Annotated in this window: 23 protein-coding genes; 7 read left to right on the top strand and 16 right to left on the bottom strand. The window is 63.5% G+C overall.

Going from position 1 to position 26,848, the window contains the following annotated elements; all coding sequences use genetic code 11:
- Positions 1–61: 61 nt before the first annotated feature.
- Entirely contained in the window at positions 62–1,453 is a 1,392-nt protein-coding gene (locus tag P0Y58_03595; protein WEK31289.1) for an L-cystine transporter, read from the top strand.
- Between the two features lie 121 nt (positions 1,454–1,574).
- Here P0Y58_03595 and P0Y58_03590 read toward each other — a convergent pair whose 3' ends face one another.
- The 3 genes from P0Y58_03590 to P0Y58_03580 form a co-directional block, all read right to left on the bottom strand.
- Complete coding sequence (locus P0Y58_03590; protein ID WEK31288.1) at positions 1,575–3,962, bottom strand: TonB-dependent siderophore receptor; 2,388 nt, start codon at positions 3,960–3,962, stop codon at positions 1,575–1,577.
- Positions 3,963–4,095: 133 nt separating this feature from the next.
- On the bottom strand, positions 4,096–5,046 hold the full coding sequence (locus P0Y58_03585; GenBank protein WEK31287.1) for a FecR family protein: 951 nt from the start codon (positions 5,044–5,046) through the stop codon (positions 4,096–4,098).
- Between the two features lie 23 nt (positions 5,047–5,069).
- Positions 5,070–5,603, bottom strand: coding sequence for a sigma-70 family RNA polymerase sigma factor (locus P0Y58_03580; GenBank protein ID WEK31286.1), 534 nt, complete (start codon positions 5,601–5,603; stop codon positions 5,070–5,072).
- 205 nt (positions 5,604–5,808) lie between these two features.
- On the opposite strand from P0Y58_03580, the gene P0Y58_03575 reads away from it, so the two are divergent.
- The gene (locus P0Y58_03575) at positions 5,809–6,015 is read left to right on the top strand and encodes a hypothetical protein (protein ID WEK33267.1); all 207 of its coding nucleotides are present in this window, start codon (positions 5,809–5,811) and stop codon (positions 6,013–6,015) included.
- 115 nt (positions 6,016–6,130) lie between these two features.
- Here P0Y58_03575 and P0Y58_03570 read toward each other — a convergent pair whose 3' ends face one another.
- A complete protein-coding gene (locus P0Y58_03570) occupies positions 6,131–6,646 on the bottom strand; it encodes a dihydrofolate reductase (GenBank protein WEK31285.1) in 516 nt (171 codons plus the stop codon).
- A gap of 54 nt (positions 6,647–6,700) precedes the next feature.
- On the opposite strand from P0Y58_03570, the gene P0Y58_03565 reads away from it, so the two are divergent.
- Both P0Y58_03565 and P0Y58_03560 read left to right on the top strand, forming a co-directional pair.
- Positions 6,701–8,092, top strand: coding sequence for a DUF2868 domain-containing protein (locus P0Y58_03565; GenBank protein ID WEK31284.1), 1,392 nt, complete (start codon positions 6,701–6,703; stop codon positions 8,090–8,092).
- Positions 8,085–9,449, top strand: a complete 1,365-nt coding sequence (locus tag P0Y58_03560; GenBank protein ID WEK31283.1) for a GTPase/DUF3482 domain-containing protein — start codon at positions 8,085–8,087, stop codon at positions 9,447–9,449. Before P0Y58_03565 ends, P0Y58_03560 begins: the two co-directional genes overlap by 8 nt.
- A 114-nt stretch (positions 9,450–9,563) precedes the next feature.
- On the opposite strand, the gene P0Y58_03555 is transcribed toward P0Y58_03560, so the two are convergent.
- The 5 genes from P0Y58_03555 to P0Y58_03535 form a co-directional block, all read right to left on the bottom strand.
- On the bottom strand, positions 9,564–10,589 hold the full coding sequence (locus tag P0Y58_03555) for a putative 2-aminoethylphosphonate ABC transporter substrate-binding protein (GenBank protein ID WEK31282.1): 1,026 nt from the start codon (positions 10,587–10,589) through the stop codon (positions 9,564–9,566).
- Between the two features lie 18 nt (positions 10,590–10,607).
- Positions 10,608–12,332 carry a putative 2-aminoethylphosphonate ABC transporter permease subunit gene (locus P0Y58_03550; protein ID WEK31281.1) on the bottom strand — a complete coding sequence of 575 codons (1,725 nt, stop codon included), beginning with the start codon at positions 12,330–12,332 and terminating at the stop codon, positions 10,608–10,610.
- Between the two features lies 1 nt (position 12,333).
- Positions 12,334–13,392, bottom strand: a complete 1,059-nt coding sequence (locus tag P0Y58_03545) for a putative 2-aminoethylphosphonate ABC transporter ATP-binding protein (GenBank protein WEK31280.1) — start codon at positions 13,390–13,392, stop codon at positions 12,334–12,336.
- A 219-nt stretch (positions 13,393–13,611) separates the two neighbouring features.
- The gene (locus P0Y58_03540; protein ID WEK31279.1) at positions 13,612–14,481 is read right to left on the bottom strand and encodes a LysR family transcriptional regulator; all 870 of its coding nucleotides are present in this window, start codon (positions 14,479–14,481) and stop codon (positions 13,612–13,614) included.
- A 9-nt stretch (positions 14,482–14,490) separates the two neighbouring features.
- Entirely contained in the window at positions 14,491–16,704 is a 2,214-nt protein-coding gene (locus tag P0Y58_03535) for a heavy metal translocating P-type ATPase (protein WEK31278.1), read from the bottom strand.
- An 83-nt stretch (positions 16,705–16,787) separates the two neighbouring features.
- On the opposite strand from P0Y58_03535, the gene cadR reads away from it, so the two are divergent.
- Positions 16,788–17,231, top strand: coding sequence for a cadmium resistance transcriptional regulator CadR (gene cadR / locus P0Y58_03530; protein ID WEK31277.1), 444 nt, complete (start codon positions 16,788–16,790; stop codon positions 17,229–17,231).
- A gap of 116 nt (positions 17,232–17,347) precedes the next feature.
- Here cadR and P0Y58_03525 read toward each other — a convergent pair whose 3' ends face one another.
- From P0Y58_03525 to P0Y58_03515, 3 genes are read right to left on the bottom strand one after another with little or no spacing between them, the layout of a single operon-like run.
- On the bottom strand, positions 17,348–18,319 hold the full coding sequence (locus tag P0Y58_03525) for a thymidylate synthase (GenBank protein WEK31276.1): 972 nt from the start codon (positions 18,317–18,319) through the stop codon (positions 17,348–17,350).
- A gap of 48 nt (positions 18,320–18,367) precedes the next feature.
- Positions 18,368–19,177, bottom strand: coding sequence for a prolipoprotein diacylglyceryl transferase (gene lgt / locus P0Y58_03520; GenBank protein WEK31275.1), 810 nt, complete (start codon positions 19,175–19,177; stop codon positions 18,368–18,370).
- A gap of 16 nt (positions 19,178–19,193) precedes the next feature.
- Positions 19,194–19,976: a sulfite exporter TauE/SafE family protein gene (locus P0Y58_03515; GenBank protein WEK31274.1), complete on the bottom strand. Its 783-nt coding sequence runs from the start codon at positions 19,974–19,976 to the stop codon at positions 19,194–19,196.
- A gap of 129 nt (positions 19,977–20,105) precedes the next feature.
- Between P0Y58_03515 and P0Y58_03510 the strand changes: the two genes are divergently transcribed.
- Complete coding sequence (locus tag P0Y58_03510; protein ID WEK31273.1) at positions 20,106–20,852, top strand: NRDE family protein; 747 nt, start codon at positions 20,106–20,108, stop codon at positions 20,850–20,852.
- 134 nt (positions 20,853–20,986) lie between these two features.
- Here P0Y58_03510 and ptsP read toward each other — a convergent pair whose 3' ends face one another.
- Both ptsP and P0Y58_03500 read right to left on the bottom strand, forming a co-directional pair.
- Entirely contained in the window at positions 20,987–23,266 is a 2,280-nt protein-coding gene (gene ptsP / locus P0Y58_03505; protein ID WEK31272.1) for a phosphoenolpyruvate--protein phosphotransferase, read from the bottom strand.
- A 22-nt stretch (positions 23,267–23,288) separates the two neighbouring features.
- Positions 23,289–23,768, bottom strand: a complete 480-nt coding sequence (locus tag P0Y58_03500; protein WEK31271.1) for an RNA pyrophosphohydrolase — start codon at positions 23,766–23,768, stop codon at positions 23,289–23,291.
- 141 nt (positions 23,769–23,909) lie between these two features.
- Here P0Y58_03500 and P0Y58_03495 point away from each other — a divergent pair, with 141 nt between their 5' ends.
- A complete protein-coding gene (locus tag P0Y58_03495; GenBank protein WEK31270.1) occupies positions 23,910–24,566 on the top strand; it encodes an HAD-IB family hydrolase in 657 nt (218 codons plus the stop codon).
- Positions 24,567–24,697: 131 nt separating this feature from the next.
- On the opposite strand, the gene P0Y58_03490 is transcribed toward P0Y58_03495, so the two are convergent.
- Positions 24,698–25,123 carry a DUF2269 domain-containing protein gene (locus tag P0Y58_03490; protein WEK31269.1) on the bottom strand — a complete coding sequence of 142 codons (426 nt, stop codon included), beginning with the start codon at positions 25,121–25,123 and terminating at the stop codon, positions 24,698–24,700.
- Between the two features lie 147 nt (positions 25,124–25,270).
- Entirely contained in the window at positions 25,271–26,785 is a 1,515-nt protein-coding gene (ilvA, locus tag P0Y58_03485; protein WEK31268.1) for a threonine ammonia-lyase, biosynthetic, read from the bottom strand.
- Positions 26,786–26,848: the final 63 nt, after the last annotated feature.

The raw sequence follows: 26,848 nt of genomic DNA, 5'->3' as shown, positions 1-26,848 counted from the left end.
GCATTTCTGTTCGAAATCGCACACAGAGGCGATGAATCATTTTCTGAATTTCGGAGCTTCAATGAACCTGCCGCTGTCACTTAACCTGCTGGCGTTCCTGGCCCTTTTGCTGGGCCTGGCACAAACCCGCCGCACCGACTGGAGCCTGGCCAAGAAGGTACTGCTGGGCCTGGTGCTGGGCGTGGTCTTCGGCCTGGCACTGCATACGATCTATGGCGCGGGCCATCCCGTGCTCAAGGCCACCATCAGCTGGCTCGACCTGGTCGGCAACGGCTATGTCGGCCTGTTGCAGATGATCGTCATGCCGCTGATCTTTGCCTCGATCCTCAGTGCCGTGGCGCGCCTGCACAATGCCTCGTCGCTGGGCCGCATCAGCGTGCTGAGCATCGGCACCCTGCTGCTGACCACCGCGATTGCCGCACTGATCGGCATCGTGCTGACCAACCTGTTTGGCCTGAGCGCCGAAGGCCTGGTGGCCGGTGCCCAGGAAAGCGCACGCATGCAGGTTATCCACAGCGACTACGCGGGCAAGGTCGCCGACCTCAACATCCCGCAACTGCTGCTGTCGTTCATCCCCAGCAACCCGGTGGGTGACTTGGCACGCGCCAAGCCAACCTCGATCATCAGCGTGGTGATCTTTGCCGTGTTCATCGGCCTGGCTGCGCTGCAACTGATCAAGGACGACGCCGAAAAAGGTGAGCGCGCACTGTCGGCCATCGACACCTTGCAGGCCTGGGTAATGCGCCTGGTGCGGGTGGTGATGAAACTGACCCCATATGGCGTGCTGGCACTAATGACCAAGGTGGTCGCCAGCTCGAATATGGACGACATCCTCAAGCTGGGCAGCTTCGTGGTGGTGTCTTACCTGGGCCTGGCACTGATGTTCGTGGTGCATGCAATCATCCTGGCTGCCACTGGCGTGAACCCGCTGCGTTTCTTCCGCAAAGTGTGGCCGGTGCTGACCTTTGCCTTCACCAGCCGCTCCAGTGCCGCCAGCATTCCACTGAACATCGAAGCGCAAACCCGCCGCCTGGGCGTGCCGCAGTCGATTGCCAGCTTTAGCGCATCGTTCGGCACCACCATTGGCCAGAACGGCTGCGCCGGCCTCTATCCCGCCATGTTGGCAGTGATGGTGGCACCAGCGGTGGGCATCGATACCTTCGACCCGCTGTGGATCGCTACCTTGGTAGCCATCGTCACGCTGAGTTCGGCAGGGGTTGCCGGTGTGGGCGGCGGTGCCACCTTTGCCGCGCTGATCGTGCTGCCGGCCATGGGCTTGCCGGTGGAGCTGGTGGCGTTGCTGATTTCGGTGGAGCCCTTGATCGACATGGGCCGCACGGCGTTGAACGTGAACGGTTCGATGACTGCGGGCGTGGTCACCAGCCAGCTGCTGAAAGAGACCGACAAGGACGTGCTGACGGGCGATGAGCATGCCGAGCTGAGCCATACCTGACAGGGCCCTATCGCCGGCAAGCCAGCTCCCACAGGTTCTGCACTGGCCTTAAGCCTTGTGCAATACCTGTGGGAGCTGGCTTGCCGGCGATGGGCTGCAACGCAGCCCCGGCATTCTCAGATCAGTAACTGGCCCGCAAGCTCAACGTCAGGTTCCGTGGCTCGCCATAGAAGTTCGACCCCCAGGCACTGTCCACCCGCTCGTAATACTTGCGATCAAACAGGTTGTTGGCCGTCAGCGTCGTGGTCAGGTGCTTGTTGAGGCGGTACCCCACCTGCGCCGTCGCCACGCCGTAGCCACCCTGCACAAAGTCTACGCCGTTGCGCATGTAATAGGTCTCGCTCACCACTCTCACGCCGCCTCCCACGTTTACCCCCTGCAACGGCCCATCACTGAACTCGTAGCGCGTCCACAAGTTGAAGTTGTGCTTGGGGGTGATGCTGATGCCCTGGTAATCCTCGTTGCTCATCGACTTGAGCATGGTGAAGGCGTAGCCGGTGCTGATGCTCCAGTTATCGGTCAGGTTGCCGGAAAGTTCGGTTTCCCAGCCTTGGCTGCGCACCTTGCCCTGGGCCTCGTAGTACGTCGTCTGGCCCACCAACTGCGCACGGTTCTCATCATAGATGCGGAACACCGCCACACTGCCGTTCAGGCGACCGTCGAAGAACTCACGCTTGAGCCCCAATTCGTACTGCTTGCCTTTACGCGGGTCGATCGGCGTGGTGTCGAGAGCCACCTCGGTCTGCGGCTTAAAGATACTGGTGTAGCTGGCGTAAGCCGAAAGTTCCGGTGTCAGCTTGGCTACCAAAGCCGCATAGGGGATGAACTTGTGGTTAATGTTGGTTTCCGTAGGGATGAAGTCGTGGAAGAACGGGTTGGCGTTGCGCGCCTCGCTGTCAAACCAGGTCAGGCGACCGCCGGCGATTACGTCCAGCCAGTCGGTGGCACTCACCTTGGCCCGGGTATAGGCCCCGTACTGATTGGACTTCGACCAGTTGCCATTAGGCATGTCGTAGTCCTGCCTGGGAATATTGATACTGCCCGGGTCGAAAACGTTAATAGGGAAGTAGTCCCCGCCGCCGTAGGTAAAGTCCTTGTCCAGGTGCTGGTACTCGGCCCCCAGCGTAAACTCGTGGCTGCGCCCGAACGCTTCCACCGGCAGGGTGACGAAGCTGTCCAGGCCCACTGATTTGATATGCGTGTAGTAGGAATAGGCTAACGCCCAACTGTCGCCGGTTTCCGGATCAACAGCATCGTCGGTCCAGGTAAAGTTGCGGGTCGGCGTTTCCGCATCGCGGTAGGTCAGCGAAGTCTTGAATTGGCCACCGTTGTCCAGTGTATGGTCAACCTCGAAGAAGCTTTCCCACAGGCGCTCGTCCAACTCGTTCCATTTGGCATCAACGAAGGTCGAACGGCTGACGTCCAGCAGCTTGCCGTCGGCATAGGCTGGCAGGCCGAAGGCTGGCGTGGAATTGTTACGTTGGTAGGTGCCACCCACAGACAACGTGGTAGCCGGGGTAATATCGTATTCCAGGCGGCCGTAAACCATCGGCCGCTCGTTCTGGGCGTAGTCGACAAACGACTGGTTGTTCTCGTAGGCCGTGACAAAACGCCCACGCAGGGTGCCCTGGTCGTTCAGCGGCCCGGTGATGTCAACCGTGGAGTGATAGCGGTCCCAGCTGCCGGCCGATACCTCGCCAGACAAACCGAATTGCCCCAGCGCCCGCTTGCGTACCAGGTTGATGGTGCCGCCTGGTTCACCCGCGCCCTGGTACAGCCCAGATGGGCCACGCAGTACCTCGACCCGATCGAACATGGCCAGGTCGAAGCTGGTGGCCATGTCACCCTGCCCGGTGCGCTGGGAAACACCGTCTACCTGCACCTGATCGACCAGGAAGCCGCGGATGTACACGTCGTTCAGGTTGGAACCGGTGTTATAGGACTTGATCGTCGCTCCGGTCACCTGGCGCATGGCGTCCTGCAGGCTGTTCATGTTCTGGTCGTCCAGGCGCTGGCGAGTGACCACCGAGACCGACTGGGGGATGTCCTTGAGCTTCTGCTCACCTTTGCCGATGGTCAGCGCACTGGTGGTGTAGGAGCGGGTACCTTCGGTGGTGGTGCCCAACTGCCGGCTATCGATTTTGATCGCGCCCAGTTGCAGCGAGGCATCGTCGTCACTGCGACGCCGCTCCAGAGTTACGCTGTCGGCGTCGATATACGTGGCACTGAGGCCCGTGCCCTCCAGCAGGCGTGCCAGCGCCTGGGCCTGTGGATAACTGCCACTCACGCCCGGCGAACGCAGCCCTTGGGTGAACTCGCCCGGCACCAGCACCTGAAGCCGCGTCACCGCACTGAAGGCCGCCAGCGCCGAATCAAGCGGCTGTGCCGGGATCTCGAAACGGTAGGCCTGGGCTTGCGTGGCGGCGCTGGCCTGCAGCGGCACGGCCAATGTGCCGCAGGCAAGTGCGACGGCCAGCCCGAGCGCGGTGCGCGTGGCGATGATCTTCATGTGGTGAGGCTCCCCGAATTCGTCCTGATGATCGACGGCGCGGCACTGTCTGAGAGTGCTTATTATTTGCGCCTACCCAATCAAGGACGTCGGCTCGGCTGGAATCCCCGAAAAATTTTTGAAAAATCTTCGCTCAACCTTCACGCAGGATGCGCAACCACGGCGTGTACTGCTCGGCGCGCAACCCCAAGGTATGCGTCAGCGCCTTGAGCACGGCATCAGGCTTGTCGATCTCGAACACGCCAGACACCTTGCGCTGGCGCAGGCCCTCGCCCAGCAGCACGGTCTGGCCCGGCCAATAGCGGTTCAACTCGGCAACCACTTCGGCCAGCGGTTGCTGGCTGAACACCAGCTGCCGCTGCCGCCAGGCAAAGGCACTGGCCTGATCGAACGGATGCAAGGCGGCCAGCGAGCCCGCCGCATACTCCACGGCCTGCCCCGGCCCAAGGAACACACCCGAGCCACTGCCAGCGTTGACCTCGACCCTGCCCTGCCCGACCTTGACGCGGGTCTGGCCAGTGTCACTGGCCACGCTGAAGTGGGTACCGACCACCCGGACCCAACCCTCCCCGGCACTCACCACGAACGGCCGGGCGGGGTCGCGCGCTACGTCGAACCAGGCCTCGCCGCGCAAGAGCCGCACCCGCCGCTCGCCCTGCGCCAGGGTTACCTGTAGCGCCGTGTCGGTGTTCAGTTGCACGTGTGAGCCATCGTCAAGGCGAACACTGCGCGACTCACCTGTGGCGGTTGCATAGTCGGCGCGCCAGCGGTCGACATACGGCGTCTGGCCAACCAGCGAGCCCAGCAACAAGGCCGCCGCTACGCTCTGCGCAACCTTGCGCCAGCTACGCCGGGCAGGCTTGCGCCACTGTTGGCGCTGCTGTTCGCGCAGCTGTGCCGCGGGTGCCTGCAAAGCGCCCAGCAACTGGATCACTTCATCCCAGGCCTGCATTTGCGCAGCCCCGACCGCCTTCCAGGCAGCGAACGCCGCTTGATCCTCAGGCGTGACATCGTCGGCCTGCAAGCGGTAGTACCAGGCTGTGGCTTCGGCGAACATCTGCTCGCTGTCGGGCGTTTCGCTCATCGGGGTATCTGAAATTCCAGAGTTCATGGCCGCGGTGCCCTCACCTGGCCGGCCAGTTGCCGCTTGATGAAGGCGCGGCAATCCAGCAGTGCCCGGCGCAGCTGGTATTCGACGCTGCGCGGGGTAACGTTCATGCGCCCGCCGATTTCCCGGTAGCTGCAGCCGTCGACATGGTAAAGCAGGAAGATATGCCGGGTCGCCTCGGGCAACGATTCGATCGCGGCCTGCATCAAGGCGTGTTGCTGCTGGTCCAGCAGTTGCTCTTCGACACCGGGTTCGTCGCTGGCCAGTTCTTCACTGGGCTCGCCACCGTCCAGCCGCTCACGGCGAATTGCCTGGCGCTGGTGATCGCGTACCAGGTTACTGGCGATGGTGAAGAGAAAGGCCGGCAGGTTGTCGATCTGCTTGTCCGCAGGCAGCCGCGCCAGGCGCAGGAACGACTCCTGGGTCAGGTCGGCAGCGACCTGGGCATTACCGGTGCGCCGTGCGACAAACGCCTCCAGCGCTTTCTTCTGCTCGGTGAACAGCCGGGCGATCTGCTTGTTCCATGAAGACACGGCACGCCTCGGCTGCAAGTCTCAAGAGGTGCGCACGCTAGCAGAAGATGAGATGCATTCGCAATTGATACGATACTGAACACCCCAATATCCAGTAACTCAATGGCACGGGACGCGAACAACAGGGGGCCATTGGCGTCGCTATACTGCTAGTCGGGCTTAGCGAATACGCCGAGAGCAAGGAACCACCATGCAGCAGTACGACATGACCCAGGCCGAAGCCGAAAAGATCCGCGTTGAGGTGGCCAAGATCCGCGTCGAGGTGGACAAGCTGATGGCCGAAACGCGCAAACTGAATGCTGAAGCCGTCAAAATGACTCGCGAAACCTTCTGGTACCCGGTTGCCATCGCCGTCGGCTTCGTCACCACAGTGGCCACTGTCACCGCCGTAATCATCAAGCTACTCACCTGAGTGTGGGAGCGGGCGGGCGCGCGAAGAATCCAACGCAGTGCATGGCACCGGCTACGCCGGTGTTCGCGGGCGCGCCCGCTCCCACAGTGACCGCACAAGCCTTGACCCGACAATCTCAAACCTTATCCCAAACCTCGAAGTGATAAGCAGGCTTACCTTCCTCAGCCTGAGCATCACTCGACACCCGTTTCCACTGCCCCTCATCGAACGCAGGGAACCAGGCATCTCCTTCCGGCGAAAGCTCAACCCGCGTCAGGTACATCCGGCTGACCAGGCCCTTCTCCAGCGCCTGCCCATACAGCTGCGCGCCACCAATCAGCATCAGCTCTTCAACGCCCTGCTCACGCGCCCACTGCTCGGCCCGCACTAGCGCCTCTTCCAGCGAGGCAAACACCTCGGCCCCCACCAGTTCCAGCCCTGGCTGGCGGCTGACGACGATATTCAATCGCCCAGGCAGCGGCCGCCCCAGCGAGTCCCAGGTCTTGCGCCCCATGATGATCGGCTTGCCCAGGGTGGTGGCCTTGAAGTATTTGAAGTCCCCCGGCAAATGCCAGGGCATGGAATTGTCGATGCCGATCACGCGGTTCTCGGCATAAGCCGCGATCAGGCTGAGAGGGAGTGATGTATTCATGCCCGCGAGGATAGCACCGGCCGTGTGGGTTATGCTTCTGCCCTGACCTGTGCAATGGAAGACCTTGTGACTGGACCGACTCCACTGGACAAGCGCTGGCTCACCGAAGCGGTACGCCTGCGCGAGGAACATGCCGGCCCCCTGGAGGACCAGGAAGCCAACCGCCGTGCCCGCCAGCTAGGCGGCGACCTGGCAACGCGCATCGAAACCCGTGCGCTGTTCCTGGCCGAACGCGACGGCATGAGCACCGCCCTGCGCCACTGGAAGCAGGGCGCACGCCTGGCCCTGCTGGCCTTGTTGCTGATTGCCGTGCTCAGCGGCGCGGGCCTGGCCCTGGCCGCCTTGGGCGACGGGCAGCGCGCGGTGAACGTATTCTGGGCCTTGGGCAGCCTGCTCGGGCTGAACCTGCTGATGCTGCTGGGCTGGGCCATCGGTTTTGCCCTCAGTGGCGAGCATGGCGCGGGGTTGGGCCGCCTGTGGCTGTGGCTGAGCGAACGCTTTGCCCGCGACGCCAAGGCCGCACACCTGGCACCGGCGCTACTGGTGCTGCTGCAACGCCAGCGCCTCAACCGCTGGCTGCTCGGCCTGCTGGTACATGGCCTGTGGCTGTTGGCGATGCTAACCGCGCTGTGCATGCTGCTGGCCTTGCTGGCTACCCGTCGCTACGGTTTTGTCTGGGAAACCACGCTGCTTGCCGCCGATCCGTTCATCCACCTGACCCAAGCCTTGGGCGCCTTGCCCTCGCTGCTGGGCTTTGCCGTGCCCGACGAGGCCATGATCCGCGCCAGCGGCGAAACCTTGCCTGCCCTGGAACTGGCCCGCCAGGCCTGGGCCAGCTGGTTGCTCGGGGTGGTGCTGGTGTACGGCCTGTTACCCCGCTTGCTGCTGGCTGCGCTGTGCCTGTGGCGCTGGCGGCAGGGGCGCGAGCGCCTGGCGCTGGACCTGAGCCTGCCCGGCTACGCGCAACTGCGCGAAGCACTGATGCCGCGCAGCGAACGCATCGGTGTGCAGGATGCCGCCCCAGAGGCCCTGCCGGAGTTTGCTGCCGGCCAACTGGAAAGCGGCAGCAGCGGCGCCCTGTTGGTTGGCCTGGAGCTGGACGACCAACGTCCTTGGCCGCCCGCCCTGCCGAACAACGTGACCGATGCCGGCGTGCTCGACAGCCGCGAATCGCGCAACCGCTTGTTGGAACAGCTCAGCCGCTTCCCGCCAGCACGCCTGGCCATCGCCTGCGACCCACGCCGTTCGCCGGACCGCGGCAGTTTGGCGCTGCTAGCCGAACTGGCACGCAATGCCGGCGCAACCCGCATCTGGCTGCTGCAGGCCGCACCGGGCGAGGCCCTGGATGCCCAACGCCTGGGCGACTGGCACGAAGCCCTCGAACGCCTTGGGCTGCAGCATGCCGACACCTCACCGCTGACCTGGCTGGAGCATGGCCATGACTGAGCCACTGAAATTGGCCGTGGTGGGCCACACCAACGTCGGCAAGACCTCGCTGCTGCGCACGCTGACCCGCGATGTCGGCTTTGGCGAGGTATCCCATCGCCCCAGCACCACCCGCCATGTCGAAGGCGCGCGGTTATCGGTGGACGGCGAACCCTTGCTTGAGCTGTACGACACCCCAGGCCTGGAAGATGCCATCGCCCTGCTCGACTACCTCGAACGCCTGGAGCGCCCGGGCGAGCGCCTGGACGGCCCAGCCCGCCTGGAGCGCTTTCTGCAGGGCAGCGAAGCACGCCAGCGTTTCGAGCAGGAGGCCAAGGTGCTGCGCCAGTTGCTGGCCAGTAATGCCGGCCTGTATGTGATCGATGCGCGCGAGCCGGTGCTGGCCAAGTACCGCGACGAACTTGAAGTGCTGGCCAGCTGCGGCAAGCCGCTGCTGCCGGTGCTCAACTTCGTTGCCAGCCACCAGCACCGCGAACCGCAATGGCGTGAAGCCCTTGCCCGGCTTGGCCTTCACGCGTTGGTGCGGTTCGACAGCGTGGCCCCGCCAGAGGATGGCGAGCGCCGTTTGTACGAAAGCCTGGCCCTGTTGCTGGAGGACGCCCGGCCGGCCCTGCAGCGCCTGATCGACGACCAGCAGGCACAGCGCCTGGCCCGCCAGCACAGCGGCAAACGGCTGATTGCCGAGCTGCTGCTGGACTGCGCCGCCTGCCGGCGCAGCGTCGAGGCCGAGCCTGCGGCTGAAGCCCGGGCCATAGAAGCGCTACGCCAAGACATTCGCCAACGTGAACAGCGCTGCGTCGAGGCGCTGCTCAAACTGTATGCTTTCCGCCGCGAGGATGCCCATGCCAGCGACCTGCCCTTGCTGGATGGCCGCTGGGGCGATGACCTGTTCAATCCCGAGACCCTGAAGTTGCTGGGCGTGCGCCTGGGCAGTGGCGTAGCGGCCGGTGCTGCAGCCGGTGCCGGGGTTGATTTGCTGGTCGGCGGCCTGACCCTGGGTGCTGCCGCGCTGGCCGGGGCGATTGCCGGCGGCGCACTGCAGACCGCGCGCAACTACGGGTCGAGGTTGATGGGCAAGCTCAAGGGCAAGCGCGAGCTGACGGTGGACGACACGGTATTACGCTTGCTGGCGTTGCGTCAGCAGCAGTTGATGGTGGCGCTGGACAATCGCGGGCATGCGGCACAGGACAGCATTCGGCTGGGCGAGCTGGATGAGAAGGCCTGGCGTGAGGGCAAGTTGCCGGAGGCGCTGGTCAAGGCGCGGGCACATCCGCAGTGGTCCACGCTTAACCCCGGGGCGAAGCTGAACCAGGCGGAGCGGCAGGAGCAGTTGGAGGCGCTGGTTTCACAGATTTGAGCCAGCAGGCCCGGCCTCTTCGCGGGCATGCCCGCTCCCACAGTGATCGTGCACAGCCATGAGACTGCGCAGTACCTGTGGGAGCGGGCGTGCCCGCGAAGAGGCCGGTACAGGTTACTGCTGGGCCACCTTCTCCGACTTGCCATCATAGCGCTTGCGCCATTCCGCCAGAATCTCGTCACGATTCTTCGAGGCCCAGGCAAAGTCATTCTTGATCAGCCGCTGTTCATAGTCCGCCGGCAGCTCAGTCTGCGGCTTGGCAATGCCCGGCGCAGCCAGTACGGCGAAGTTTTCCTTGTACAGCTCCATGGCCGCCGGGCTTGCCGAGAAATCGGCCAGGCGTTTGGCCGCACCCGCCTTGGGCGAACCCTTGATCAATGCAGTCGCCTCGATCTCCCAGCCCAAGCCTTCCTTCGGCAGCACGATGTCCAGCGGCGCACCCTGGCGCTTGAGCTGCACGGCCGGGTACTCGAACGAGATGCCAATCGGGAACTCGCCCGCCGCCGCCAGCTTGCACGGCTTGGAGCCGGAGTGAACGTACTGGCCGATGTTCTGGTGCAGCGCGTCCATGTAGGCCCAGCCTTGCGGCTCGCCAAAGGTTTGCAGCCAAGCGCTCACATCCAGAAAACCGGTACCCGATGAAGCCGGGTTCGGCATGACGATCTTGCCCTTGTACTCGGGCTTGGTCAGGTCCTGCCAGCTCACCGGCTTGCTGAGGCCCTGCTTCTCGGCCTCGACGGTATTGAAGCAGATGGTCGCGGCCCACACGTCCATGCCCACCCAGGCTGGTGGGTTGGCAGCGTCGCGGTAGTTGCCGGCGATCTTGCCCAGGTCCTTGGGTGCATAGGGTTCAAGCATGCCGTTCTGGTCGAGGACAGCCAGGCTGGACGCCGCCAGGCCCCATACCGCGTCGGCTTGCGGACGGTCTTTCTCGGCCAGCAGCTTGGCGGTGATGATGCCGGTGGAGTCACGCACCCACTTGATCTCGATGTCCGGGTTGGCTTTTTCAAAAGCCTGTTTGTAGCTCTTCAGCTGCTCGGCCTCCAGCGCGGTGTAGACCGTCAGCTGAGTACCGGCGGCCGAAGCCTGCAGGCTGAATACGGCGCAAACGGCAGCGGTAAGTGCAAGGTGCTTGTACATGGGTAGGTTCCTTACAGGTCAGACGGTCGCGGCGCGTTGGCGCCAGGCTTGGGAGCGGCGCAACAGGCCGCGCGAGGCTGCGGCCAGCAGCAGTGAAGCGCCGGCACTGGTCAGCAGAATCAGGGTGGACATGGCAGCGGCGCCGCCGACGTTGCCGGCGTCGTCCATATTCAGCACGGCAACAGCCGCCAGGATGGTGTCGGGGCTGTACAGGAAAATCGCCGCCGAGACAGTGGTCATGGCCGAAACGAACAGGTAGCGGATGATATCCAGCAGCGCCGGCAGGCAGATCGGCACGGTCACCCGCAGAAAGTGCTTGTATAGCGGCGCCTTCAGCGACAGCGCGGCGGCCTCGAACTCGCCATCAAGCTGGCGCAGCGCGGTGGTTGCGGTCATCTGCGCGGTGGTCAGGTAATGGGCGATGGTGCACACCACCAACAGCCCCATGCTGCCGTACAGCACATGCAGCGGGTTGCCGTTCAGGTTGAAGAAAAAGACATAACCCAGGCCCAGCACCAGGCCCGGCACGGCCATGGGGATGAAACTGAGCAGGCGCAGCACTTGGTTGAGCATGCGTTGGCCTTGGGTTTTCTCCATCAGGTAGGCACCGGTGAAGATCACGATGCTGCCGATCAGGGCGGTGCCGATGGCCATGGTCACGCTGTTGCGATAGGCCAGCCAGCCGCCACCTGCGGTGTCTTCAAACATGTAATGACGCAGAGACAACGACAGGTTGTACGGCCAGAAGGTGACCAGCGACGAATACACCGCCATACCGATCACTAGCAGCAACACTGCACACACCAGCAGCACGACCGCCAGGAAGCAGGCATCGCGGCCACGCGATGGCTTGGGTTCGAACACCTGGGCACGGCCGCTCATGGCCTCGCCCTGGCGCCGGCGCAGCCAGGCGTCGACGCTGAAGCTGAACAGGGCCGGCAACAGCAGCACCATGCCGATCAGCGCACCGCGGCCAAACTGTTGCTGGCCGACCACCGCCTTGTAAGCCTCCAGTGCCAGCACCTGATAATCGCCACCGACCACCACCGGTACACCGAAGTCGGTGATGGTCAGGGTGAACACCAGGCAGAACGCCGCAAACACCGCTTGGCGCGTGGCCGGCCAGGTGATGCTGGTAAACGCCCGGGACGGGCCGGCGCCCATGCTGGAGGCGGCATCGAACAGGCGGGCATCGGCCAGCGACAGCGCCGACAGCAAGATCATCAGCGCATGCGGGAAGGTGTAGATGGCCTCGCCCAGCACGATGCCCCAGAAGCCGTAGATGTTGTCGCTGAGCAACCCGCGCAGCAGCCCCTGGTTGCCAAACAGGTAGACCAGAGCGATGGCCGGTAGCATCGACGGTGCCAGCAGCGGCAGCAGCGAGATCCCCCGCCACAGGCCTTTGGCCGGGATCAGCGTACGTTGCAAAGCATAGGCAAACAGGTAGGCCAGCGGCACCACGATGGCCGCGACAGTGAACGCCACCGACAGGCTGTTGCCCAGTAACCAGTGAAAGTTATCGCTGGCAAACAGTTCGCGGGCTGCCGGCAGGCCGCCACCCTGGCCTGCGTCAGCGCTCAAGCCACGCCAGAAGATCGCCAGCAGCGGCATCAGCACCGCCAGCATCAAGAGGATCAGCAGCAGGCTCTTGCCGCCGACCACGAACAACCGGTCACCCAGGGCGACACCAGCACGCGGTGCGGCTTTGCCATGGTTCAGCGGCAGGGACATTGGCGCGGCCATCTCAGGCAAACACCTGCAGGCTCTGCGGCGGCAGTGCCACCCAGATGTCCTGCGAACCCAGCCGCGGCATGGCCTCGGGAGCCAGTTCGGCCAGCAGGGCATGGCCTGGCAGGGCCTTGAGCTCGAAGCTCATGCGGCAGCGGTTACCGAGAAAGGTGATTTCACGGACCATGGCCGGGAACAGGTTTTCCTCATGTACCACCGGGTTGACCGTGATCGCCTCGGGGCGGCAGAACAGCCGCCCACTGCTGGCCTGGGACGAGCCCGGCGCCAGGCGCATGTTCATGCCGCCGACCTGGGCGTGGCTGTCGCTGCTGCGCAAAAACGGCAGCCAGTTGCCCTGGCCGACGAACTCGGCGACGAACGGCGTGGCCGGCTGGTCGTAAATTTCCTGCGGGGTGGCGTACTGCTCGACCTGGCCGTTGTTCATCACCGCAATACGGTCGGCCATCAGCATGGCCTCGTCCTGGTTGTGGGTGACCATCAAGGTAGTGATGCCCAGCTGGCGTTGCAGCTGGCGCAGCTCGGTGCACAGGTGCTCGCGCACCCGGGCGTCCAGCGCCGACATCGGCTCGTCTAGCAGCAGCAGGGATGGCGACGGCGCCAGCGCGCGGGCCAGGGCCACACGCTGCTGCTGGCCACCAGAGAGCTGGCCTGGGTACTTCTTCTCGCTGCCAGCAAGGCCCACCAGTGCCAGCATTTCGGCTACCCGCTGGCGGGCCTGCTCTCGGCCACTGCCGGTCAGGCCGTAGGCAATGTTGGCTTCGACGGTAAGGTTGGGGAACAGCGCGTAGGACTGGAACAGGATGCCGTAGTCACGGGCCTGGGGCGGCAGCTCGGAGATATCGCGCTCGCCGATGTACAGCGTGCCGCGGTCCTGGCGCTCCAGGCCGGCGATGCAACGCAGCAGCGTGGTCTTGCCACAGCCGGACGGGCCGAGCAGGCACACCAGCTCGCCGGCAGCGATGTCCAGCGAGACATCGTTGAGCGCGGTGAAGGCACCGAAGCGCTTGTGGATGTTGCGCACTTTCATCTGTGCGCCGGGGGTGGTGTGGTTCATGGCAAGGCCTCATCGAAGAGATGGGGGCCATGCTAGGAAGGCTGTGCGAAGGTTCTGTGGCGTTAGGGCAAAAGCGGGTGATAGTGGTATAGGCAGATTTTGTACTGGCCTGCGAGGGCCTCTTCGCGGGCTTGCCCGCTCCCACAGGGCCCGCACAATATTCAGAACCTGCGCAGTACCTGTGGGAGCGGGCAAGCCCGCGAAGAAGCAAACGCAGGTTTAGAACTGTGAACCGGCCACTTCCTGCGCCACCCCCAGAAATGCCGCCGGCAACCTGGCCTGACGCCGCTCCTTCAGGCAATACAGGTACTCATGCATCACCGGCGCATTCTCCAGCGCCAATACCCGCAGTTCAGCGTTATGCGGTACCTCGTGGCGGGCAATCACGCTGATACCGATATTTCGCAGCACCGCCTCGCGGATCGACTCGCGGCTGCCAATTTCCAGCAACGCCCCGGCCTTCACCCCGGCCTCCTGCATCATCTGCTCGGTCAGCTTGCGCGTGGTCGAGCCCTGCTCGCGCATCAACAGACAATGCCCGGCCACCACGTCGATGGACACCGTCTGGCGGTGGGCCAGCGGGTGATTGCGGTGCACCGCCACCACCAGCGGATCGGTGCCCAGCACCCGCCGCACCAACCGCGCATCCTCCACCAATTGCGACGACGCGGCGATATCCACCCGGTAGTCTTCGAGCATTTCCAGCACTTGCTGCGAGTTACCGATCTCCACCGCCACATCCACCTGCGGCAAGCGTTCGCGGTAGATCTTCACCAGGTCGAGAATGTAGTAAGGCGCCGTAGCGGCGATGCGCAAGCTGCCCTGGGCCTGGCCGCTGTTGCGCAGCTCAAACTCGATGTCGGCCTCCTGTTGCAGCAGCGCCTTGACCATCGGCAGCAGCCGAACGCCCTCCTCGCTCAACACCAGGCGCCGCCCGCCACGGTAGAACAGCTCAACCGCGTACTGGCTTTCCAGGTTGCGGATCTGCGTGGTCACCGTGGGCTGACTGAGCCCGAGCTTCTTCGCCGCCAAGGTGATGCTGCCCAGGCGGGCCACCATGTAAAAGGCTTTCAGCTCTGAACTCAGCATGCACGTCCTCTATTTGCGCAAAAGGCGCAAGCCGTTGAACACCACCAGCAGGCTCACGCCCATGTCGGCAAACACCGCCATCCACAGGGTGGCCATGCCGGCAAAGGTAATCGCCAGGAATATCGCCTTGACGCCCAACGCCAGAACGATGTTCTGCATGAGGATCGCCGCACTTTGGCGCGACAGCCTGACGAACGCCGGGATTTTGCGCAAGTCGTCGTCCATCAACGCCACATCGGCAGTTTCGATGGCGGTGTCGGTGCCGGCGGCGGCCATGGCAAAACCGATTTCGGCACGGGCCAGGGCCGGGGCGTCGTTGATGCCGTCACCCACCATGCCCACACGATGGCCCTGTGCGTACAAGGCTTCGATGGTGTTCAGCTTGTCGGCAGGCAGCAGGTTGCCTTCGGCGCGGTCGATACCCACCACGGCGGCGATGGCCTGCGCGGTATGCGGATTGTCACCGGTCAGCATGACAGTCTTGATGCCCAGCTCATGCAGTTCGGCGATGGCCTGGCGGCTGCTGTCCTTGACCGTATCGGCCACGGCAAACAGGGCCAGTGGGCCGCTGCGGTCGAGTAGCAGCACCACGGTCTTGCCTTGGCGCTCCAGCGCATCCAACTGGGCTTCCAGCTCGGGTGAGCACAGCCCCAGCTCCTCGACCAGGCGGTGGTTGCCCAGGTGGTAGACCTCGCCAGCGATAGTGCCACGCACGCCGCGCCCGGCCAGCGCGGCGAAGTCATCGACCTCGCTCAAGGCCAGCCCTTGCGCCTTGCCGAACTGGGCAATGGCACGGGAAACAGGGTGGTCCGAACGTTCACCCAGGCTGGCGGCCAGCGCTTGCGCGCGGTCTTCAAACAGCGCCACCAGTACCTTGGCGTCGGTCTGCACCGGCTTGCCGTGGGTGATGGTGCCGGTCTTGTCCAGGGCCAGGTAGTCCAGGTGGCGGCCGCCCTCCAGGTACACGCCACCCTTGATCAGGATGCCTTTGCGCGCAGCAGCAGCCAGGCCGCTGACGATGGTCACCGGGGTCGAGATCACCAAGGCGCACGGGCAAGCGACCACCAACAGCACCAGGGCGCGGTAGATCCAGTCGAACCAGCCTGCGGCCATGAACAGCGGCGGAATTACCGCCACAGCCAGGGCGATGGCGAACACTACCGGGGTGTAGATACGCGAGAACTGGTCGACGAAGCGCTGGGTAGGTGCCCTCGCGCCTTGCGCCTCCTCCACGGCCTTGATGATTCGCGCCAGGGTGGATTGCCCGGCGCCGGCGGTAACGCGAAACTCCAGCGCACCCGCCTGGTTGATGGTACCGGCGAACAGCTTGTCGCCCACGGCCTTCTCAACAGGCAGGCTTTCACCGGTGATCGGCGCCTGATCGACGCTGGATTGCCCACTGGTCACTTCACCGTCCATGCCGATACGTTCGCCGGGGCGCACTCGCACCAAGGCGCCGATGGCCACCTCACGCACCTCTACCTCGCGCCATTGGCCATCTGCCTGCTGCACTGTGGCCATGTCCGGGGTCAACTGCATCAGCCCGCTGATGGCATTGCGCGCGCGGTCCAGCGAGCGCGCTTCGATCAGCTCGGCTACGGTGAACAGCACCATCACCATGGCTGCTTCCGGCCACTGGCCGATCAATACAGCACCGGTTACGGCGATGCTCATCAGCGCGTTGATGTTGAGGTTGCGGTTTTTCAGGGCAATCCAGCCCTTCTTGTAGGTGCCAAGGCCGCAACCAAGAATGGCTGCCAGCGCCAATGCTGCCACCAGCCATTCCGGGGCCAGCGCGCCAAAGTGCACGATTTCGGCAGCGATGGCGGCAACGCCCGACAATGCCAGCGGCCACCAGCGGGTCTTGGCCGGCTGTGGTGCGGCGGCGGCGCTGTCGCCTTCAGCGCCAAGGGGCTCGGCCTTCATGCCCAGGCTGTCGATAGCCCGCTCGATCTCGCCGGTGCCGTCCAAGGTGTGGCGCACGCCAAGCACGCGGTTGATCAGGTTGAATTCCAACTGCTCGATACCGGCGAGCTTGCCCAGCTTGTCCTGGATCAGGGTCTGCTCGGTGGGGCAGTCCATGGCATCAATGCGGAAACGGCTAAGGCGGGCGTGGCTGCTGGCCTTCTCGCTCAGTTGCACTTTAGCGGGCGCAGCGGCAGCGCCACAGCAGCTGTGGGCGTGGTGATCGTGCTTGTGTTCGTGGCTGACAGGCTGGTTCATGGGGTCATCCTTAAAGTGAGCCTGTTGCCAAGTGAACACCCTGTAGCCACTATAGGGTCAAGCCACTTGCTGGAGATTTCGTGATGAAAATTGGAGAACTGGCGAAAGCCACCGACTGTGCGGTGGAAACCATCCGCTACTACGAACGTGAAAACCTGCTGCCGGCGCCTGCACGTACCGAAGGCAACTACCGGCTGTACACCCAGGCCCACGTGGAGCGGCTGACCTTCATCCGCAACTGCCGTACCCTGGACATGACCCTGGACGAAATCCGCAGCCTGCTGCGCCTGCGCGACAGCCCGGATGACTCATGCGGCAGCGTGAATGCGCTGATCGACGAGCATATCGAGCATGTGCAGGCGCGGATCGACGGTTTGGTGGCGTTGCAAGAGCAGCTGGTGGAGCTGCGGCGGCGCTGCAATGCGCAGGGGTCGGAATGCGCGATCTTGCAGCAACTGGAGACGAACGGGGCGGTAACGGTGCCGGATACCGAGCATTCGCATGTGGGGCGTAGCCACGGGCATTGAGCCAAAAGCTTCGCGGGTAAACCCGCCCACAGGAACCGCGCCGCACCTGAAGGCTGCGCTGTACCTGTGGGAGCGGGCGTGCCCGCGAAGAGGCCAGATCAGGAAATAAAGAGCTATCAGACCGCCATCGGCGCCGTCATCGGTGCATGGTGCTCATACCCTTCCAGCCAGAAATCACCCGGCTCGATCTTCTCCAGCCACTCCGGCTCGTACTTCCCAGTCTCGGCAAACGCCGGCACGCGGTCACTGATCACCAGCTTCGGCGCTTCCAGCGGCTCGCGCTTGAGCTGCTCGTTCAGCATGTCCAGGTGGTTTTCATACACATGGGCATCGCCGATGAAGTAGGTGAACCAGCGCGGGGTATAGCCGGTCAGGCGGCCGAACAGCGACAGCAGCGCCGCACCTTCGGTGAGGTTGAACGGTGTGCCCAGGCCCAGGTCGTTGGAGCGGATGTAGAGGGTCAGGGAAATCTCTTTCGTCTCTACATTCGGGTGGAACTGGTACAGCAGGTGGCACGGCGGCAGGGCCATTTCGTCCAGCTGCGCACAGTTCCAGCCGTGGAACAGGATGCGGCGGCTGCCCGGGTCGTTGGCGATGGTGTCCAGGCACTGGCGCACCTGGTCGATGGCCTTGTACAGGACAACGAACGCAACGCCGTCCTCTTCGTCCTGGGCGATACGGCGGAAACCGGCCTTCTCGGCCATTTCGATGGCCGCCGGGTTGCTCAGCGCGATGCGCTTGTAGCCCGGCCACTGGCGCCATTGCACACCGTAGATCTCACCCAGGTCGTCATGGCCCTGGCGGAACGGGTTGGCCAGCCAATGGGCGTTTTCGTTGGCGTTCTGGTCCCAGACCTTGCAGCCCAGCTCGCGGAATTCACCGGCGTTTTTCACGCCCCGCAGGAAGCCGACCATCTCGCCGATCGCCGACTTGAACGCCAGCTTGCGCGTGGTGATGGCCGGGAAGCCCTTCTGCAGGTCGAAGCGCAGCATGGCGCCCGGCATGCTGATGGTACGGATGCCGGTGCGATTGCCTTGCAACGTACCGTTCTCGATGACTTCACGGACCAGATCTAGATACTGTTTCATGACTTTCCTGTAACAAGAACGGCAGGGGGATCACCCCTGCCGTGAAAATCATACGGCTGGTTTTGCCGTAGGTTTGCGGTTGTAGGCCAACCAGATCAAGAAGATGCCGCCGACGATCATCGGCACGCAAAGCAACTGACCCATGGTCAACCAGCCGAATGCAATGTAGCCAAGCTGGGCATCAGGAACCCGCACAAACTCTACGATGAAGCGGAAAATGCCGTAGAACAGCGCGAACATGCCGGAAACGGCCATGGTCGGGCGCGGTTTGCGCGAGTACAACCAGAGAATCACGAATAATGCCACACCTTCCAGGGCAAACTGGTACAGCTGCGACGGATGACGGGGCAACTGGGCAGGGTCGCTGAACGGCGGGAAAACCATTGCCCACGGCACGTCGGTCGCCTTGCCCCACAGCTCGGCGTTGATGAAGTTGCCGATGCGCCCGGCACCCAGGCCGATCGGCACCAGCGGGGCAACGAAGTCCATCAGTTCGAAGAACGACTTGTTGTTGCGCTTGCCGAACCACAAGGCCGCCAACATCACGCCGATGAAGCCGCCATGGAACGACATGCCGCCCTTCCATACCTCGAAGATCAGCGTCGGATTGGCCAGGTACGCATGCAGGTCGTAGAACAGCACGTAACCCAGCCGGCCACCGACGATCACCCCCATCGATAGCCAGAACACCAGGTCGGAAAGCTTTTCGCGCGACCAGGTGGGGTCGAAACGGTTCAGCCGGCGCGAGGCCAGCAGCCAGGCGCCACCAATGCCGATCAGGTACATCAGGCCGTACCAATGAATTTTCAGCGGCCCGATGGCCAGGGCCACGGGGTCTATCTGCGGGTAAGGCAGCATTTAACTTCCTCTCGATTCAAATCAAAAAGCTGAGGCCGACACAGAACAGCAGCGCTGCGAACAGGCGTTTCAACAAACGGGGCGACAGCTTGTGCGCCAGGCGCGCGCCAAAGCGGGCGAAAAACATGCTGGTCACGGCAATGCCGACCATCGCCGGCAGGTACACATAGCCCAGGCTATGGGCCGGCAGGTGCTCCTCGTGCCAGCCCAACAGCATGAAGCTCAGGGCACTGGCTACGGCAATCGGCAGGCCACACGCCGAAGATGTGGCCACCGCCTGCTGCATGGGCAGGCTGCGCCAGGTCAGGAACGGCACCGTCAGCGAACCGCCGCCGATGCCGAAAATGGCCGAGGCCCAGCCAATCACCCCACCGGCCCCGATCAATGCGGGTTTGCCGGGGATGCCGCGGCTGGCCTTGGGTTTGAGGTCCAGCGCCATCTGTGCGGCGATGATCAAGGCAAACACACCAATGATCTTTTGCAGCAACGGGCCCTGGATCAGCGAGGCGGTCTTGGCACCGACGCCGGCCCCTAGCAGGATGCCGAGGGTCATCCAGGCAAAGATCGGCCATTGCACTGCACCCTTGCGGTGGTGCTCAAGCACAGCGTTGATCGAGGTGAACACGATGGTTGCGAGTGAAGTGCCGACGGCCAGGTGGGTCAGCACCGAAGCGTCGAAGCCCTGCAGGGTGAAGCTGAACACCAGCACCGGCACGATAATGATGCCACCGCCCACGCCGAACAGCCCGGCCAGCACACCGGCACAGGCGCCCAACAGCAGATAGAGCACGAATTCCATTCGGCTTCCCCAGGAAAACAATCCGGCATGGTAACGGAAGCCGGGTTCAAGGCTCTAGTGAAGTCTGTGTCAGGATGGATCCGCCCCGCAGCTGTGGGTACAGTGACAGAAAACACAGAGGCCCCACCGATGTGCCTGATCGTATTTGCCTGGCGGCCGGGGCATGCCCTGCCGCTGATCGTCGCGGCCAACCGCGACGAATTCTATGCCCGCCCTACCCAGCCCCTGGCAGCCTGGGAGGATAGCCCTGGGGTGCATGCCGGGCGCGACCTGGAGGCCGGCGGTACCTGGCTGGGCGTAGGCCCGCAGGGGCGCTTTGCCGCGCTGACCAACATCCGCGACCCGGGCCAGCCGCTGGGGCCGCGCTCGCGGGGTGAACTGGTAGCGGCTTACCTACAGGGTGAGTTGGGGGTCGAGGCTTATCTGGACCAGGTGGCCGGTCGCAGCGAACAGTATTCGGGGTTCAACCTGTTGGTGGGTGATGGGCAGCAACTGGGTTACCTGCATGCCCGTGATGCGGCGCCACGCCTGCTGGGGGCTGGGGTGTACGGGCTGTCCAATGCCGGGCTGGATTCGCCGTGGCCGAAGCTGGTGAAGGCGCGTAGCGGGCTGGAGGCGTTGCTCGAAACGCCGGAGCCGACGCGATTGCTGGCGTTGCTGGCTGATGGAGAGCCTGCGGCTGAAGGGGATCTACCGGAGACAGGCGTGGGGATGGCGACCGAGAAGTTGCTATCGAGTGTGTTTATTGCCAGCCAGAATTACGGGACCCGGGCCAGCACCGTGTTGATTGTGGATGATCAGGGAAGAAGGCAGCTTATTGAGCGTAGTTTCGGGCCCTTTGGTGGGCATCTGGGGGAAGTGGAGCTGTCGGTCTGATCATTTGATGTTGGCTGTGCTGGCCTCTTCGCGGGCTTGCCCGCTCCCACAGGTATAGCGCAGCCTTCAGATGCGGCGCGATACCTGTGGGAGCGGGCGAGCCCGCGAAGAGGCCCGAACAGGCAACCTCAGATTCAAAGGGTTTTATTGGCCCCAGGCCCGATCATCCGCGCCAACCCAAGGTTTTTCAGGGCCAGATTCAGCGAGCTGTGGATAACCTGCGGGTTGTCATGGCTCAGGGCATCGGCCAGCAGTTCAGTGGCCTTGCTCATGTTCACCTGACGCAGCATCCACTTCACCTTTGGCAGGTTGGTGGCGTTCATCGACAGGCTGTCGAAGCCCATGGCCATCAGCAGGATTGCCGCCGCCGGGTCACCGGCCATCTCACCGCAGATGCTCACCGGCTTGCCTTCGCCATGGGCGTCGCGCACAACCGTGTTCAGCGCTTGCAGCACCGCCGGGTGCAGGTAGTCGTACAGGTCGGCAACCCGTGGGTTGTTGCGGTCCACCGCCAGCAGGTACTGGGTCAGGTCGTTGGAGCCGACCGACAGGAAGTCCACCTGACGTGCCAGCTCCTTGGTCTGGTACACCGCCGCAGGAATTTCCACCATCACGCCCACTGGCGGCATCGGCACATCGGTGCCTTCGTCACGCACCTCGCCCCAGGCGCGGTGAATCAGGTGCAGTGCCTCTTCCAGCTCGTGGATGCCGGAAATCATCGGCAGCAGGATGCGCAGGTTGTTCAGGCCCTCGCTGGCCTTGAGCATGGCGCGGGTCTGCACCAGGAAGATTTCCGGGTGGTCGAGGGTGACACGGATGCCGCGCCAACCCAGGAAGGGGTTTTCTTCCTTGATCGGGAAGTACGAAAGCGCCTTGTCGCCCCCGATGTCGAGGGTACGCATGGTCACCGGCAGCGGGTGGAAGGCCGCCAGTTGCTCGCGGTAGATGGCCAGCTGCTCTTTTTCGCTGGGGAAGCGCTGGTTGATCATGAACGGCACTTCGGTGCGGTACAGGCCTACCCCTTCGGCGCCGCGCTGCTGGGCACGCGCCACGTCGGCCAGCAGGCCGGTGTTGACCCACAGCGGCATGCGGTGGCCGTCGGGGGTAACGCACGGCAGTTCGCGCAGTGCATCCAGGCCCTGGGCCAGTTGGCGCTCTTCCTCGACCACTTCGCTGTACTGCTTGCGCAGCACATCGCTGGGGTTGGTGAACACCTCACCTTTGTAACCGTCGACGATCAGTTCAATACCGTCGACTTTCGAGTACGGCAGGTCGACCAGGCCCATTACCGTGGGGATGCCCATGGCGCGAGCGAGAATGGCGACGTGCGAGTTGCCCGAGCCCAATACCGAGACCAGGCCCACCAGCTTGCCTTCCGGCACTTCGCCGAGCATGGCCGGGGTCAGCTCTTCACTGACCAGGATGGTGTTGTCGGCATACACCAGCGACTGCGAACGGGCTTCCTGCAGGTAGGCCAGCAGGCGGCGGCCAAGGTCCTTGACGTCGGAGGCGCGCTCGCGCAGGTAATCATCGTCCATCAGCTCGAAGCGGCTGACGTGCTCGCCAACCACCTGGCGCAGGGCGCCCTGCGCCCACTGGCCGGTCTTGATGACTTCGGTCACCTCGCCGCCCAGTGCTGCGTCTTCAAGCATCATCAGGTACACATCGAACAACGCACGCTCTTCAGGGCGCAGCTGGGTTGCCAGCTTTGCCGACAGCTTGCGCATGTCGTCGCGCACGCCTTCAAGGGCGTTCTGGAACAGCTTGAGCTCAGCGTCGATGTCATCGACGGCCTTGTCCGGCACCACTTCAAGGTCGGCGGGCGGCAGCATCACCACAGCGCGCCCCACGGCCGCACCAGGCGAGCCAGGCACACCGACGAAGCGCGCTTCCTGGATACCCTTGCCCTGGCGGCCCAGGCCACGGATCGAGCCAGTGGCTTCAGCGTGGGCAATTACCCCGGCGAGCTGGGCGCTCATGGTGACCAGGAAGGCTTCTTCGCCCTCGTCGAACTGGCGGCGCTCCTTTTGCTGAATGACCAGCACCCCGACCACGCGGCGGTGGTGAATGATCGGCGCACCCAGGAAGGAGGCGAATTTTTCTTCACCGGTTTCGGCAAAATAGCGGTAACGCGGGTGGTCGGCAGCGTTTTCCAGGTTCAGCGGCTCTTCCCGGGTACCCACCAGGCCAACCAGGCCTTCGTTGGGGGCCATGCTGACCTTGCCGATGGAGCGCTTGTTCAGGCCTTCGCTGGCCATCAGCACGAAACGGTTGGTTTCAGGGTCCAGCAGGTAGACGGAGCAGACCTGGCTGCCCATGGCCTCCTTGACGCGCAAGACAATGATCCCCAACGCCGACTTGAGATCTTTGGCGGAGTTTACTTCCTGGACGATCTTGCGCAGCGTATTGAGCATGGCTCGGGGTCGAACTCCGTCGTCAGTCGCGCGTCAGCAGACGCGGTGCTAGCTCTTTCAGGGCGCGTCGGTAGACCTCGCGCTTGAATGTCACAACCTGGCCCAGCGGATACCAATAGCTCACCCAGCGCCAGCCGTCGAATTCCGGCTTGCCGGTCAGGTCCATCCGCACCCGCTGTTCATTGCTGACCAGCCTTAGCAAAAACCACTTCTGCTTCTGGCCGATGCACAGCGGCTGGCTGTGGGTACGTACCAGTCGCTGGGGTAAACGATAACGCAACCAACCGCGGGTGCAGGCAAGTATTTCCACATCATCGCGTTCAAGGCCAACTTCTTCGTTCAGCTCGCGGTACAGGGCATCTTCCGGCGTCTCGTCAGGGTTGATACCTCCCTGGGGAAACTGCCAGGCATCCTGGTTGATCCGGCGAGCCCATAGCACCTGCCCGGCATCATTCGTGAGAATGATCCCGACATTGGGGCGAAAACCATCCGGGTCGATCACGGCAGCAACCTCGCAAACGCATGTCACCGCATTGTTCCACAAAGCTTGCGAGCGCAGCAACGCGCCCGCCAAGCTTATGTGCAGCAGCGTGAAAACTCCGTATTCTGCGGGCCTACCTTGTGGCTGATGCGAGTGACCGCGATGCGCCTGGCTTTATTCGACCTGGACAATACCCTCCTCGGTGGCGACAGCGACCATGCCTGGGGTGACTACCTCTGCGAGCGCGGCATCCTCGACCCGGTTGCCTACAAGCAACGCAACGATGGCTTCTACCAGGAATACCTCAACGGCACCCTGGACCTGCAGGCCTACCTGGCCTTTTCCATGGAGATACTGGCGGCGACGCCGGTGGCCCAGCTCGACGAATGGCACCGCGACTTCATGCGCGACTGCATCGAGCCGATCATCCTGCCCAAGGCTCTGGCCTTGCTGCAGCAGCATCGCGACGCGGGCGACCAGCTGGTGATCATCACCGCCACCAACCGCTTCGTCACCGCACCGATTGCCCGGCGCCTGGGAGTACGGGTATTGCTGGCGACTGAATGCGAGATGCACGACGGCCGCTATACCGGGCGTAGTACCGATATACCGTGTTTCCGTGAAGGCAAAGTGACGCGGCTGGAGCGCTGGATGCTGGAGAACGGTTTTGATCTGGAAGACAGCTACTTCTATAGCGACTCGATGAATGATCTGCCGTTGCTGGAGCGGGTGAGCCATGCGGTGGCGGTGGACCCCGATCCGAACCTGCGGGCCGAGGCAGAGAAACGAGGGTGGCCGGTGATTTCGCTGAGAGCCTGAGTTTTTCCTGTGCCGGCCTCTTCGCGGGGCAAGCCCGCTCCCACAGGGTCCGCACAATTTCTGAATGCTGTGCAGTACCTGTGGGAGCGGGCTTGCCCCGCGAAAGGGCCAGCACAGGTGGCAGAAGGCTGTCAGACTGGCTTGGCACCCATCAGCCCCGCGATGGACAGGAAGCACACTCCACTGAACACCGCCAGCGCCAAGGTAAACCGCAACCCCACCACTTCGGCCTTGCGCAGCCGGTTCAGCCGCACCAGCAGCCACCACACGGCAAAGGCGCCGAAGGTATAGATAACGCTGGAAGCCAACACCCAGGTCTGCCCCAGCGGCCAGCCCACCAGGTGCACCAGCCACCACCCGGTGAACGGCATGCTCACCAGGCACACCCCCATCACCAGCCAGACGAACACCAACGGCCGACGCAGCAGCTTGGCGTAGGCCTCGGCATCGCCCTGTCGGCGGGCGCGCACGGTCCAGATCGCCAGGCCCAGGGCGCCCAACAACAGCAGGGCCGTGGCGATGATGTGCAGGGTTTTTAGTGTGGTCAGGTGTTCCATGTCTCTGTTGTCCTTGAGCAGGCCATTTTGTGCTGCCTTCTTCGCGGGCTTGCCCGCTCCCACAGGGGTATCACAGGCCCTGAGTCCTCGCAGTACCTGTGGGAGCGGGCAGGCCCGCGAAAGGGCCATCAGCCCTAGCTTAGCCGCTCAGCCCAGGAACAGCTTGTAAGCCGGGTTCTCGGTCTCGTCCCAGTACGGGTAGCCGATCTTGGCCAGCGCTGCAGGCACCAGGTGGCGCTCGTCCTCCGGCACTTGCAGCCCCGCCACCACGCGCCCGTCTGCCGCGCCATGGTTACGGTAATGGAACATCGAGATGTTCCAGCGCCCGCCCAGCTTGTTGAGGAAATTGAACAACGCCCCCGGCCGCTCGGGGAATTCGAAGCGCAGCACCATTTCATCACTGGCGCCGGCCGAGTGGCCGCCGACCATGTGGCGAATATGCAGCTTGGCCAGTTCGTTGTCGGTCAGGTCGGTAACCGGGAAACCCTGCTCGGTCAGGTGCTGCACAAGCGCCGCACGCGGGTCGTTTTCCGGGTGGGTCTGCACGCCAACGAAGATATGCGCCTCGTCGGAGGTGTGCTTGCGATAGTTGAATTCGGTGATCTGGCGCTTGCCGATAGCCTCGCAGAAGGCCTTGAAGCTGCCTGGGCGTTCCGGGATGGTCACCGCGATGATCGCTTCGCGTTTCTCACCCAGCTCGGCACGCTCTGCCACATGACGCAGGCGGTCGAAGTTGACGTTGGCGCCGGATTCGATGGCCACCAGGGTCTGGCCAGTCACGCCGTACAGTTCAACATACTTCTTGATACCCGCAACACCCAGCGCGCCGGCAGGCTCGGTGATCGAGCGGGTATCGTCGTAGATATCCTTGATAGCTGCACAGATTTCGTCGGTGCTGACCGTTACTACTTCATCCACATGCAGGCGGCAGATATCAAAGGTGTGCTGGCCAATCTGCGCCACCGCCACACCATCAGCGAACAACCCGACCTGGGGCAGCACCACACGCTCACCGGCAGCCATGGCCGCCTGGAGGCAGTTGGAATCGTCCGGCTCGACACCGATCACCTTGATTTCCGGGCGCAGGTACTTCACGTAGGCGGCTATGCCAGCGATCAGGCCACCACCACCCACGGGCACAAAGATGGCGTCCAGCTGGCCAGGATGCTGGCGCAGGATTTCCATGGCCACGGTGCCCTGCCCGGCAATGGTGTGCGGGTCGTCGTAAGGGTGGACGTAGACGAAGCCCTTTTCATCGACCAGTTTCAGCGAATAGGCCAGCGCCTCGGGGAACGAGTCGCCATGCAGCACGACCTTGCCACCGCGCGAGCGCACACCTTCGATCTTGATCTCCGGGGTCGTCTTGGGCATCACGATAGTGGCCTTGATGCCCATCTCGCGCGCCGCCAGTGCCAGGCCCTGTGCATGGTTGCCGGCCGAGGCGGTGACCACGCCACGGGCCAGTTCTTCTGCCGTCAGCTGCGCCAGCTTGTTATAGGCCCCGCGAATCTTGAACGAGAACACTGGCTGCAGGTCTTCGCGCTTGAGCAGAATCTGGTTGCCCAGGCGCTTGCTCAGTTGCCCGGCGCTCTGCAGTGGGGTTTCGACGGCAACGTCATAGACGCGCGAGGTGAGGATCTTCTTGACGTACTGTTCGAGCATCGGGAAAGCATCACTGGGCCGCGGGACAAGGGCTGCGAGTCTACCCCAGCGCTACGTCGGGCG

The sequence above is a fragment of the Candidatus Pseudomonas phytovorans genome, from assembly GCA_029202525.1.
GTDB lineage: Bacteria > Pseudomonadota > Gammaproteobacteria > Pseudomonadales > Pseudomonadaceae > Aquipseudomonas > Aquipseudomonas phytovorans.
Note: the sequence above shows the minus strand (reverse complement) of the source record. Positions and strands in the feature narration are given on the sequence as shown.

Excerpts from the sequence above, each read along its gene's own strand:
- P0Y58_03595 (WEK31289.1), top strand. The coding sequence starts at position 62 with ATGAACCTGCCGCTGTCACTTAACCTGCTGGCGTTCCTGGCCCTTTTG.
- P0Y58_03590 (WEK31288.1), bottom strand. The coding sequence starts at position 3,962 with ATGAAGATCATCGCCACGCGCACCGCGCTCGGGCTGGCCGTCGCACTT.
- P0Y58_03585 (WEK31287.1), bottom strand. The coding sequence starts at position 5,046 with ATGAGCGAAACGCCCGACAGCGAGCAGATGTTCGCCGAAGCCACAGCC.
- P0Y58_03575 (WEK33267.1), top strand. The coding sequence starts at position 5,809 with ATGACCCAGGCCGAAGCCGAAAAGATCCGCGTTGAGGTGGCCAAGATC.
- P0Y58_03570 (WEK31285.1), bottom strand. The coding sequence starts at position 6,646 with ATGAATACATCACTCCCTCTCAGCCTGATCGCGGCTTATGCCGAGAAC.
- P0Y58_03565 (WEK31284.1), top strand. The coding sequence starts at position 6,701 with ATGGAAGACCTTGTGACTGGACCGACTCCACTGGACAAGCGCTGGCTC.
- P0Y58_03560 (WEK31283.1), top strand. The coding sequence starts at position 8,085 with ATGACTGAGCCACTGAAATTGGCCGTGGTGGGCCACACCAACGTCGGC.
- P0Y58_03555 (WEK31282.1), bottom strand. The coding sequence starts at position 10,589 with ATGTACAAGCACCTTGCACTTACCGCTGCCGTTTGCGCCGTATTCAGC.
- P0Y58_03550 (WEK31281.1), bottom strand. The coding sequence starts at position 12,332 with ATGGCCGCGCCAATGTCCCTGCCGCTGAACCATGGCAAAGCCGCACCG.
- P0Y58_03545 (WEK31280.1), bottom strand. The coding sequence starts at position 13,392 with ATGAACCACACCACCCCCGGCGCACAGATGAAAGTGCGCAACATCCAC.
- P0Y58_03540 (WEK31279.1), bottom strand. The coding sequence starts at position 14,481 with ATGCTGAGTTCAGAGCTGAAAGCCTTTTACATGGTGGCCCGCCTGGGC.
- P0Y58_03535 (WEK31278.1), bottom strand. The coding sequence starts at position 16,704 with ATGAACCAGCCTGTCAGCCACGAACACAAGCACGATCACCACGCCCAC.
- cadR (WEK31277.1), top strand. The coding sequence starts at position 16,788 with ATGAAAATTGGAGAACTGGCGAAAGCCACCGACTGTGCGGTGGAAACC.
- P0Y58_03525 (WEK31276.1), bottom strand. The coding sequence starts at position 18,319 with ATGAAACAGTATCTAGATCTGGTCCGTGAAGTCATCGAGAACGGTACG.
- lgt (WEK31275.1), bottom strand. The coding sequence starts at position 19,177 with ATGCTGCCTTACCCGCAGATAGACCCCGTGGCCCTGGCCATCGGGCCG.
- P0Y58_03515 (WEK31274.1), bottom strand. The coding sequence starts at position 19,976 with ATGGAATTCGTGCTCTATCTGCTGTTGGGCGCCTGTGCCGGTGTGCTG.
- P0Y58_03510 (WEK31273.1), top strand. The coding sequence starts at position 20,106 with ATGTGCCTGATCGTATTTGCCTGGCGGCCGGGGCATGCCCTGCCGCTG.
- ptsP (WEK31272.1), bottom strand. The coding sequence starts at position 23,266 with ATGCTCAATACGCTGCGCAAGATCGTCCAGGAAGTAAACTCCGCCAAA.
- P0Y58_03495 (WEK31270.1), top strand. The coding sequence starts at position 23,910 with ATGCGCCTGGCTTTATTCGACCTGGACAATACCCTCCTCGGTGGCGAC.
- P0Y58_03490 (WEK31269.1), bottom strand. The coding sequence starts at position 25,123 with ATGGAACACCTGACCACACTAAAAACCCTGCACATCATCGCCACGGCC.
- ilvA (WEK31268.1), bottom strand. The coding sequence starts at position 26,785 with ATGCTCGAACAGTACGTCAAGAAGATCCTCACCTCGCGCGTCTATGAC.